General features: G+C 67.0%; 9 protein-coding genes. 5 read left to right on the top strand and 4 right to left on the bottom strand.

Translation table 11 applies throughout. The features are described from left to right. Window positions 1-143: 143 nt before the first annotated feature. Genes PARACOCCUSGL_RS0118700 through PARACOCCUSGL_RS0118690 form a run of 3 tightly spaced genes read right to left on the bottom strand, consistent with a single transcriptional unit; the run spans window position 144 to window position 3,785 of the window. Entirely contained in the window at window positions 144-1,967 is a 1,824-nt protein-coding gene (locus PARACOCCUSGL_RS0118700) for a dipeptide ABC transporter ATP-binding protein (protein ID WP_010400221.1), read from the bottom strand. 10 nt (window positions 1,968-1,977) lie between these two features. Then, the gene (locus tag PARACOCCUSGL_RS0118695) at window positions 1,978-2,847 is read right to left on the bottom strand and encodes an ABC transporter permease (RefSeq protein WP_010400220.1); all 870 of its coding nucleotides are present in this window, start codon (window positions 2,845-2,847) and stop codon (window positions 1,978-1,980) included. Then, window positions 2,847-3,785, bottom strand: a complete 939-nt coding sequence (locus PARACOCCUSGL_RS0118690; RefSeq protein ID WP_010400219.1) for an ABC transporter permease — start codon at window positions 3,783-3,785, stop codon at window positions 2,847-2,849. The genes PARACOCCUSGL_RS0118695 and PARACOCCUSGL_RS0118690 overlap by 1 nt, the downstream gene beginning before the upstream one ends. Before the next feature lie 257 nt (window positions 3,786-4,042). On the opposite strand from PARACOCCUSGL_RS0118690, the gene PARACOCCUSGL_RS0118685 reads away from it, so the two are divergent. Beyond that, window positions 4,043-4,990 carry a LysR family transcriptional regulator gene (locus PARACOCCUSGL_RS0118685; RefSeq protein ID WP_010400218.1) on the top strand — a complete coding sequence of 316 codons (948 nt, stop codon included), beginning with the start codon at window positions 4,043-4,045 and terminating at the stop codon, window positions 4,988-4,990. Window positions 4,991-5,062: 72 nt separating this feature from the next. Here the strand turns inward: PARACOCCUSGL_RS0118685 and PARACOCCUSGL_RS0118680 are convergent, their stop codons facing one another. After that, window positions 5,063-6,622, bottom strand: coding sequence for an ABC transporter substrate-binding protein (locus PARACOCCUSGL_RS0118680; protein WP_010400217.1), 1,560 nt, complete (start codon window positions 6,620-6,622; stop codon window positions 5,063-5,065). Window positions 6,623-6,852: 230 nt separating this feature from the next. Here PARACOCCUSGL_RS0118680 and PARACOCCUSGL_RS0118675 point away from each other — a divergent pair, with 230 nt between their 5' ends. From PARACOCCUSGL_RS0118675 to PARACOCCUSGL_RS0118660, 4 genes are read left to right on the top strand one after another with little or no spacing between them, the layout of a single operon-like run. Next, window positions 6,853-7,974 (top strand): FAD-binding oxidoreductase, encoded by a 1,122-nt coding sequence (locus PARACOCCUSGL_RS0118675; RefSeq protein ID WP_010400216.1) that lies wholly within the window; start codon window positions 6,853-6,855, stop codon window positions 7,972-7,974. Beyond that, entirely contained in the window at window positions 7,955-8,245 is a 291-nt protein-coding gene (locus tag PARACOCCUSGL_RS0118670) for a (2Fe-2S)-binding protein (RefSeq protein WP_010400215.1), read from the top strand. The genes PARACOCCUSGL_RS0118675 and PARACOCCUSGL_RS0118670 overlap by 20 nt, the downstream gene beginning before the upstream one ends. After that, complete coding sequence (locus PARACOCCUSGL_RS0118665) at window positions 8,242-9,642, top strand: FAD-dependent oxidoreductase (RefSeq protein ID WP_010400214.1); 1,401 nt, start codon at window positions 8,242-8,244, stop codon at window positions 9,640-9,642. The genes PARACOCCUSGL_RS0118670 and PARACOCCUSGL_RS0118665 overlap by 4 nt, the downstream gene beginning before the upstream one ends. Further along, entirely contained in the window at window positions 9,639-10,691 is a 1,053-nt protein-coding gene (locus PARACOCCUSGL_RS0118660) for an NAD/NADP octopine/nopaline dehydrogenase family protein (RefSeq protein ID WP_202796804.1), read from the top strand. Before PARACOCCUSGL_RS0118665 ends, PARACOCCUSGL_RS0118660 begins: the two co-directional genes overlap by 4 nt. Window positions 10,692-10,693: the final 2 nt, after the last annotated feature.

The raw sequence follows: 10,693 nt of genomic DNA, 5'->3' as shown, positions 1-10,693 counted from the left end.
TGTAGGTCGGGGGTGTAGGTCTGCTCATGCATCCCAGCTACCACGCTGGTCTCCATTGCAGATACCAGCTTGAATCACGATAACCGCGCCCGGTGAATCCCTTTTGTCAACATGCCCTAAAGGCTTCCCAAAACCGTTCACAATCAAACCTGCATCACAATATGCTCAGGTCCGACGGTACGGAACCTCCTTGTCGCGGGGATAAAATCGACAGCTCTAACTGGACTGGGAATCTCGTCACTTGACAATTTGCGACGTTGGCGGCGTTGCGAAGGGTCGGGCAGCAGCACCGCCGACAGCAGCTTTTGCGTATAGGGATGCTGCGGGTTGCCGAAGATCGCCGAGCGCGGGCCGATCTCGACGATCTCGCCCAGATACATCACCGCGACGCGGTGGCTGATGCGTTCGACCACCGCCATGTCATGACTGATGAACAGGTAGCTGAGGCCCAGGTCGGCCTGCAATTCCAGCATCAGGTTGACGATCTGTGCCTTGACCGACACGTCCAGCGCCGAGACGGATTCGTCCGCCACGATCAGCTTGGGCCGCATCGCCAGCGCGCGGGCGATGCAGATGCGCTGGCGCTGGCCGCCCGAGAATTCATGCGGGAAGCGTTCGCGCACCGCCGGCGACAGGCCGACGCGGGTCAGCAAGCCGTCGACGATCTCGCGCGACTTGCCGGCATTAGCCAGGCCGTGGACCAGCAGCGGCTCGGCAATGGCGTCGCCGACGCTCTGACGCGGGTCGAGGCTGGCGAAAGGATCCTGAAAGATCATCTGCATCCGGCAGCGCTGCTTGCGCAATTCGGCCTCGGAGAGATCGGACAGGCGCTTGCCCTCGACCACCACCTCGCCGGCGACCGGCTTTTCCAGATGCAGCAGCGTGCGGCCGGTGGTGGACTTGCCGCAGCCGCTTTCGCCGACCAGCGCCAGCGTCTCGCCGGGGCGCAGGTCGAAGGACACGTTCTCGACCGCATGGACCCGGCCGCGCACCCGGCGCAGGATGCCGCCGCGAATGTCGAAGCGGGTGGTCAGGTTGCGGACCTGCAGGATCGGCGCCGCGCCGGGGTCGACCGTGCCGTCGGCCAGGTCGGGGGTGGTTTCCTGCCCGGCCTCGTCCATCACCGGGAAGGGCATCGGCTTGTCGGACGCCCCCATCGAGCCAAGCTGCGGCACGGCATGGATGAGGCTGCGGGTATAGGGATGCGCGGGGCGGGCAAAGATGTCGATGCAGCTGCCCTCTTCCAGCACGTCGCCGCGGCGCATGACCAATGCCCGGTCGGCCACATCCGCCACCACGCCCATGTCATGGGTGATAAACAGGACGCCCATGTTTTCCTCGTCCTGCAGCTCCTTGATCAGCTCCAGGATCTGCGCCTGCACGGTCACGTCCAGGGCCGTGGTCGGCTCGTCCGCGATCAGCAGCTTGGGCTTGCAGGCCAGCGCCATGGCGATCATCACCCGCTGCCGCATGCCCCCGGAAAACTGGTGCGGGAATTCGTGCAGCCGGCGGGCGGCGGCGGGGATGCGGACGCGTTCCAGCAGCGCCAGCGCCTCGCGCGTCGCGTCGGCCTGCGACATGCCGCGATGGATGCGCAGCGATTCGCCCAGTTGCTGCGCCACCGTCATGGTGGGGTTCAGCGAGGTCATCGGCTCCTGAAAGATCATCGCGATCTGTTCGCCGCGGATCGCCGCCATCTGGCGCTCGGTCTTCTGGGTCAGATCCTCGCCGTCGAACAGGATCTGGCCCTTGGCGATGCGGGCGCCGTAGGCCGGCAGCAGCCGCATGATCGACAGCGCCGTGACCGACTTGCCCGAGCCGGATTCGCCGACCACGGCGACCGTCTCGTTGCGGCGGATTTTCAGCGACAGGTCCTTGACCGCTGGGGTCCAGGCGCCGCCGACGCGGAACTCGGTGCGCAGGTTGCGGATGTCGAGGACGGGGTTCTGCGATTGGTCGGTCATCATGCCTGCCTTTTCACTCGACGCGGGTCTTGGGGTCGATGGCATCGCGCAAGGCGTCGCCCAGGATGTTCAGCGCCAGCACGGTCAGAAGGATCGCGATGCTGGGAAACACCGCCAGCCACCAGCTGTCCAGGATATTGTCGAAGCCTTCGCGGATCATGCTGCCCCAGGTCGGCGTCGGCGGCGCGACCCCCAGGCCGATGAAGCTGAGCGACGCCTCGGTGCGAATGGCGCTTGCCATCCACATCGAGCCCATGACCACGACTTCCGACACCATGTTCGGGAAGATGTGCCGCCCCATCAGCCGGCCACGGCTGAAGCCCATGGCGCGGCCGGCCTCGATGAAGTCGCGCTGTTTCAGCGAGATGGTCGGCGCGCGGGCGACGCGGGCAAAGGGCGCGATCTCGGTGATGGCGATGGCGATGATCAGGTTTTGAAAGCTGGCCCCCAGCATCGCCGCGACCATCAGGCCCAGCAGCAGCGTCGGAAAGGACAGCATCACGTCCAGCACGCTCATCACCACGCGGTCGAAGGTGCCGCCGATGAAGCCCGACAGGATGCCGATGGCCGAGCCGATGACCATGGCGATGGCGACCGCCACCAGACCGATCACCAGCGAGATGCGGGCGCCGTAAAGGATGCGCGACAGCACGTCGCGGCCATAGGTGTCGGTGCCCAGCCAGAACTCGGCCGATGGCGGCTGAAGCCGGTGGATGATGTTCTGCTTCAGCGGATCATAGGGCGCGATCAGCGGCGCGAATACCGCAGCGCCGACGATGATCAGCAGCAGGCCCAGGCCAATCCAGGACAGCCGGTTGCGGCTGAAGGCGGTCCAGAAGGCGCTGCGCCGGCGGGGGGCGGGAATGGTGTCGGTGACGGTCATCAGCTCAGCTTCACTCTGGGATCGACGAGGCCATAGGCGATGTCGGTGAGGGTGTTGACCAGGATCACAAAGGTCGCAAAGACCACCATCAGACCCTGAAGCAGCGAATAGTCGCGGGCGTTCAGCGCACCAAGGATCAGCTTGCCGAGGCCGGGCCGCGAAAAGACGATCTCGGTCAGCACCGAATTGCCGATCAGCGTGCCGAAATACAGGCCCACCAAGGTCACCACCGGGATCAGCGCATTGCGCAGCGCGTGGCGCATGATCAGCCGCATCGGGCGCACGCCCTTGGCGCGGGCGGTGCGGACGTAATCTTCGTTCAGCACGTTCAGCATCGATGCGCGGGTGGCGCGGGTGATATAGGCCATCATGATCAGGCCAAGGTTGATCGCGGGCAGCGCAAGGTTGCGCAGATGGTCGGCAAGCCCGCTTCCGCCCGAACCGATGACCGGGAACCATCGCAGATGCACGGCGAAAGCCAGCAGCATCAGGATGCCCGAGACGAAGGCCGGAAACGACAGCCCGACCAGCGACAGGATGCGGCTGAAATAGTCGGGCCAGAAGTTGCGATAGATCGCGGCGGTGGCGCCCAGCGGCACGCCCAGCACCACGCCCAGCAGCAGCGCGGCGGCGGTCAGCTCCAGCGTATAGGGCAGCACCAGCGCCACCTCTTGCAGCACGGTGCGGCCGCTGGTCAGCGAGATGCCGAAATTGCCCGTCGTCATGTCGGTGACGAAGTGCAGGTATTGGATATAGATCGGCTGGTCCAGCCCAAGCTGGGCACGCAGCACGCGCAGCGATTCCTCGGTCGCCTGGTCGCCCAGGATGGTCAGCGCCGGATCGCCCGGCACCAGCCGCACCAGCACGAAGACCACCGTCAGCATCAGCAGCAGCGTCGGGATCGCAAGCAGCAGGCGGCGGATCACATAGTTGAGCATTGCGCCCCTCTCCCTGTTCCTCGGTCAGCGGGTCGGGCCGCTGGCCCTGTCCGCAGCTTTCAGGGGGAACGGCGTCTTGCGCCAGCCCGATGGACCGGTTTTCGCCGGCGAAACGACAGACGCCGCAACGCGCGCGCAAATGCGGAAAACCCTCCGAGGGCCGCAGCCCTCCCCCTTTGATCTTGATGGAATAACGCCACAAGGGCTATGTAGCCAAAGACCGAATTTTCCCTTTGGTATTCATCCGGGTTATGCCTATGGCCAGCAAGCGAAGCTATCGCCAGCCAACGCTCAGACAGATCGAGGTTTTCAAGGCGGTGATCGAGGCCGGCACCGTCAGCCGGGCCGCCGAGCTGCTGCACATGTCGCAGCCTGCCGCCAGCAAGCTGTTGTCCAACCTCGAGGCCGACCTGGGCTTCAACCTGTTCGAGCGCCGCAAGGGCTTGCTGACGCCCAACGACCGGGCGGCGCGATTCTATCTTGAGGTGGACCGGATCTTTACCGGGCTGAACCAGATCGGCCGCATCGCCGAGAACCTGCGCCGCGAGGAACGCGGGCAATTGGTGATCGGGGTGCTGCCGGCGCTGTCGGGCCGCTTCATCTGCGCGGTGGTGGCCGAGTTCCGCCGCGCCTATCCCGATGTGGCGCTGACCATCCACGCCCGCAGCTCGCAGTTCCTGTTCGACTGGATGCGCGGCGGCCATCTGGATGTCGGCATCCTGACCGGCCATTTCGAGGATGACCATGTCGAGGCCGAGCGCATCCTGGACCTGCCGCTGGCCTGTTTCATGCCGCCCGACCATCCGCTGGCCGCGCAGGCGGTGGTGGCGATCGAGGATATCGGCGACACGCCCATCGTCTCGTTCATGTCGGGGGGCCATACCCGGCTGGTGCACGACCGGCTGTTCGAGGCTGGCGGCCTCACCCCGAATGTCTCGATCGAGGCCGCGACCGCCCAGACCCTGGGCGAGCTGGTCGCCGGCGGCATGGGCATCGCGATCATGCACCCGATCTATCGCGAATCGCTGGGCGACCGGGTGGTGATCCGCCCGCTGGCCGGGGCCGACCGCGGCGATTTCAAGCTGTGCCGGATGAAGGGCGGCCGCAATCGCAAGCTGGTCTCGGCCTTTCTCGACTGCGTGCGCCAGGTGTCGCGCGACTTCGAGGCCCGGGCCGTGGCCGGGGTTCCTCAGCCCCGAACCTGACCGAAAAGGGCCCCGGCAGTCGGAGTGACTGCCGGGGCCGGACCGCATGGTGTGGGGAGGGAGGTTGCGGCCCTATTCCGCCTTCAGCACGCTCGCCTCGGTGATCGGCGGCACCAGGTTCAGCGCGCCTTCCAGCTTGTAGCCCAGGTCCAGCTTGTCGCTTTGCAGCCAGACCTGCTGCAGGGTGAACAGGGGGATGGCGCAGATCTCCTGATGGATCAGCCGCTGCGCCTCGGACCAGTCGGCCAGCTGCTTGGTGGGATCCAGTTCCGCGCGCGCCGCCTCGATGGGCGCATCGGCCACCGCGCAATGCGAGAAATTGGTGATCGCGGTCGGCTTGCCGACGATGGCGGCGGAATCGAAGAACTCGGTCAGGAAGGTATCGGCGATCGGATAGCGGGCCGAGCCATAGAAGGTCACGCCGGACACATCCTTGCGGATCATGTCGTGATAGGTCGGGTGATCGACGACCTGCATGTCCAGCGTGATCCCGGCCTCGGCCAGCTGCGCCTGGATCACCTCCATGATCGGCAGCTGCGCGTTCAAACTCGAGACGACGGCCTTGACCGTCACCCCGTTCGGATGCCCGGCCTCGGCCAGCAGTGCCTTGGCCTTTTCAATGTCATAGGGGTAATCCCAGCCGGTGCAATCGGCGCCAAGGTAATTGGTCGGCACCACCGAGCAACCCTTCGGCCCGACGTCGGCGCCGACGAAGGCCACGATGTCATCGACGTTCACGGCCCGGGCGATGGCTTCGCGCACGCGGTGATCGTCCAGCGGCGGGATGGTCATGTTCAGGTGCAGCATCCGGTATTCGCCCGGCCCGAACACGTTGACGATGGCCCCGGGCTGCTGGCGCCAGCGTTCGACCCAGCGCTGTTCGCGCTTGCCGGCGATCAGGTCCAACTCGCCCGAGGAAAACGCCAGCTCACGGCTGGAATCCTGCGGGATCATGCGATAGTCGATCCGGTCGATCTTGGGCGCGCCGCGGAAATAGTCCGGGTTCTTTTCGAAGGTGACGTTCTGCTGGGTGGTGTGCTGGACGAATTCGAACGGCCCGGTGCCGACCGGCTTCTCACCGAAATCGGCGCCTTCGGCCTCGGCGGCCTTCTTGCTGACGATATTGCCGCCGTGATAATTGGCGACCAGGCCCAGAAAGCCCGGCACCGGATGGTCCAGCACGATGCGCACCGTCAGCGGATCGACCGCCTCGATGGTCTTGAACGCCTCGTAGCCGGCGGCAAAGGACGACCGTTCCGGGTCCTTGGCGCGCTGCAGCGAATAGACCACGTCATCGGCGGTGACATCGCCCCAGTCGCCGTGGAACTTGACGCCCGGCCGCAGCTTGAACACCCATTCCTTGCCATCGGGCGAGCTGGTCCAGCTTTCGGCCAGGTCCGGTTCCAGCTTTTCGGGATCGGCGCTGCCCGGCGGGAAACGCACGAGGCCGTTGAACAGCCAGCCGACCGGCCCCTTGTCATTGACCGTGGTGGCCCGGTGCGGGTCCAGCGTCACTATATCAGAGGCCTGCACCGCGACCCGCAGCACCGTGTCCTGCGCCAGGGCCGGCATCCCGCTCAGCGTCAAGGCGCAAAGGCTGCCCCAGAGCGCCGCTTTACCCGTCATCTTCATCCGTAGTTCCTCCCCTTGGCCGCGCATCGCCGCGGCGGGTTTCCTCGGCCCCTAAACAGGGCAGGAAGACCCATCATGTCAAATGCAGGTTGATTGGTGCGGTATCCGCCTGGGTTATACCGCGAGGGCCGCGGGTTGATATAACCGCGGCGAATAATGCACGAAAATTTCCCACTTTGCCTTCTAATCCGGCGCTGGCTAGCGTCCACCGGGAATTCGGGAGGACAGGGATGGAAACCGCTGAAATCATCATCGTCGGTGGCGGCGTCGTCGGTTCGGCCATTGCCTTCGGGCTGCTGCGCCGGGGCCATGACGTGCTGCTGATCGACGGCAACAACAACGATTTCCGCGCCTCCAAGGCCAATTTCGGCCTGGTCTGGGTGCAAAGCAAGGGGGCGGGCTTTCCGGAATACCAGGCGGTCAGCCGCGCCAGTGCGCTGGCCTGGGCCGATTTCGCGCAGGATGTCCGCGAAAGGTCCGGCCTGCCGCTGGATTACGAGCAAAAGGGCGGGCTGGTGTTCTGCCTGGGCGAGGCCGAATGGGAAAAGCGCAGCGCGCTGAACGACCGCATCGCCCGCGAAAGCGGCCACAGCAACCGCCATGCCGAGATGGTCGAGCGCCCCGCGCTCGAGCGGCTGCTGCCCGGCGTCACGCTGGGTCCGGAGGTGGTCGGCGCCAGCTTCGGCCATGACGAAGGCCATTCGAACCCGCTGCACCTGCTGGCCGATCTGCACGCCGCGGTCGGGCGGATGGGCGGGCGGCTGCGCTTTGCCGATCCGGTGCGCGGCATCGCACCGCTGGCCCAGGGCTTTGCCGTCGAGACCGGCGCGGCACGCTTCGAATGCCAGCGCGTCGTCGTTGCCGCCGGCCACGGCACCGCCTCGCTGGCCTTGCCGCTGGGGCTCCACATCCCGGTGCATGAGCAGCGCGGTCAGATCCTGGTGACCGAGCGCATGGCCCCGTTCCTGCCGCTGCCCGCCAGCGGCTTGCGCCAGACCCGCGAAGGCACGGTGATGATCGGCGCCACGCAAGAGGATGTCGGCTTCAACACCGACACCACCGCCGAGGCGACCGCCAAGCTGGCGACCCGCGCCACCCGCATCATTCCGGCGCTGGCCGACAAGGTGATCGTGCGACAATGGGCCGGGCTGCGGGTGCTGTCGCCCGACGAGGCGCCGGTCTATGCGCAATCCGACCGCCATCCGGGCGCCTTCGCGGTGATCTGCCATTCCGGCGTGACCCTGGCCGCCTTTCACGCCAACGAACTCGCCGAGGCGGTTTCGACCGGCATCATGGCCCCGGTGCTGCAACCCTTCGGGACGGAGCGATTCCATGTTCAAGCGCGTTCCTGACGCCGCCCCCCCCACGCTGGGCGTCACCGTGGACGGGACCCCCGCCGCCGCCTTTGCCGGCGAGACGGTCGCCAGCGTCCTGACCCGGCTCAGCCCCTATCGCGCCCGCTCGAACCCGGTCAGCGGAGAGGACCGCGCGCCCTATTGCATGATGGGCGTCTGCTTTGAATGCCTGGTCCGCATCGACGGATCGGCCGCCGTGCAATCCTGCCTGATCCCCGTCCAGGACGGGATGCGGATCGAGCGCCTGATATCGAGCGAACAGCCATGAGCCTGGATGCGACCCGGAATTACGACCTGATCGTCATCGGCGCCGGTCCCGCCGGCATGACCGCTGCGGCGACGGCGGCCGCGCAGGGCCTGGCCGTCTGCGTGATCGACGAACAAAAGGCCCTTGGCGGCCAGATCTGGCGCGGGATCGAGGGCAATGCCGGCACCGCCATCGGCCGCGCGCTGGGGCCGGATTACCTGAAGGGCGCCGCCACCGCCCAGGCGCTGCGCCAAAGCGGCGCGGAGCTGTGCCTTGGCGCGCAGGTCTGGCAGATCGAGCCGGGCTTTCGCGTCTTCCTGTCGCAAGACGGCCGCTCGCGCCGCATCGACGGCCATGCCGTGCTGCTAGCGACCGGCGCGCAGGAACGCCCGAACCCGTTTCCCGGCTGGACCCTGCCCGGAGTGATGACGGTCGGCGCGGCGCAGATCCTGCTGAAAACCGTGCAAAGCATCCCCGACGGCCCGGTCTGGGTCGCGGGTACCGGGCCGCTGCCGCTGCTTTATATGGCGCAGCTTCTGGATCAGGGCGGCCGCATCGCGGGCTTTATCGACACCGCGCCCGCCGCGAATTTCCGCCGCGCCCTGCCGATGGCTCCGTCGCTGCTGCGTTCGCCCAAGGGCTTGCTCAAGGGCCTGTCCTGGCTGCGCAAGCTGCGGCGGCATGGCGTGCCGCATTACAAGGCCGCGCATGGGCTTGAGGCGATCGGCGACGGCCGGCTGCAACGCCTGCGATTCACCACCGCCAAGGGCCAGCGGATCGAGGCCGAGGCCGCACTGCTGCTGGCGCATGAAGGCGTCGTGCCCTCGGTCCACATGGGCATGGCCTTGGGCTGCGCGCATGACTGGCGCGAGGATCAGGCCTGTTTCGTGCCGCGTCTGGACGCTTGGGGCGAAACCTCGGTGCCGGGCGTCTTCGTCGCCGGCGACGGCGGCGGCATCCTGGGCGCCGATGCGGCGGTGGAACTGGGCCGCATCGCCGGTCTGGGCATCGCCCGCAAGCTGGCGGCGCTGGACGGTGCCCGCGCCAATGATGCCGCCGCGCCGGCCCGCAAGGTGCTGCGCAAGCTGGCGGCGATGCGGCCTTTCCTGGACGCGCTCTATCGTCCGCGCCCCGAGGTGTTCCTGCCCGCCCCCGACACCGTGGTCTGCCGCTGCGAATGCCAAAGTGCCGGGGCGATCAGCGCCGCCGCCGCCCGTGGCGCGCGCGACCCGAACCAGGTCAAGATCGCCACCCGCGCCGGCATGGGCCCCTGCCAGGGCCGGCAATGCGGCTATACGGTCGCGGCACTGGTGGCGCAGGCGCATGGCCAGCCGATGGGCAGCGTCGGTTACCTCAACATCCGCGCGCCCTTGAAGCCGATCACGCTGGGCGAGGCGCGCGCCCTGGGCGAAGCATGAAGGAAGGACAGCGGATGCGGGTCGGGATCGTCGGCGCGGGCAATATCGCCAAGGCCTATCTGACTTATCTGACCCAGGCCGGCCACGACGCGCGCCTGTGGTCGCCCAGCGGCCGCAGCCTTGCCGCCTTCCAGGGGCAGGATGTGCTGCGCGTCAGCGGCGCCTTGCAGGGTGAATTCCCACTGCGCCGCGCCCGCGATGCCGCCGAACTGGCGCTAGCGCAGGTCATCGTGCTGGCCCTGCCCGCCAACGGCCACCGCATGGCGATGGACGCGCTGCTGCCGCATCTGACCGCGCAGCATACGGTGATCTTCAGCGGCCACCTGTCCTTTGCCTGCCTTTATCTTGCGCGCCGGCTGGCCGAACGCGGGCTGGAGATCCCGCTGATCGCCTGGAACACCACCGCGATGACCTGCAAGGCGCCCGACGCGCCGCATATCCGCATCGGCGCGCTGCGGCCCAGGGTAGACATGGCGGTGATCCCGGCGGGCCAAGCCGAGGCGGCGCTGGCGACCTGCCGGACGCTGTTCGGCGACCGGTTCCGGCTGAAAGCCGATCTGCTGGAGATCGCGCTGTCGAACCTGAACCCGCAGGTGCATCTGGCGATGGTGCTGTGCAATCTGACCCGGATCGAGCGGGCCGAGACCTGGCACCAGAACAGCATGGTCACCGAGGGCGTCGGGCGGCTGATGGCGGCGCTGGACGCCGAGCGGCTGGCCATCGCCGCCGGTTTCGGCAAGGCGCTGGCACCGCAGCTTGATCCGGCATCTGGCCATGCCTCGGTCGAGGCGCTGTATCAGTCCCGCGTCGCCGCCGGCACCGACCCGCTGGGACCGAAAAGCGCCGACACCCGCTATGTCACCGAGGACGTACCCTTCGGCCTGGTCCCGACCGTGGCGCTGGCGCGGATTGCTGGCGTCCCGGCCCCGCTGCACGAAAGCGCCATCGCACTGATCGACGCCTGCTATGGCTGCGATTTCGCGGCGCAGAACGACATCCTGGATGATGTGGAGTTGCCAAAAGGGCATTGCCAATTTGTTGTGTCGTGAAG

Source organism: Paracoccus sp. TRP (genome assembly GCF_000185925.1).
Taxonomy (GTDB): Bacteria; Pseudomonadota; Alphaproteobacteria; order Rhodobacterales; family Rhodobacteraceae; genus Paracoccus; species Paracoccus kondratievae.
The sequence above is the reverse complement of the archived record's forward strand: the minus strand, read 5'-3'. Positions and strand labels throughout refer to the sequence as shown.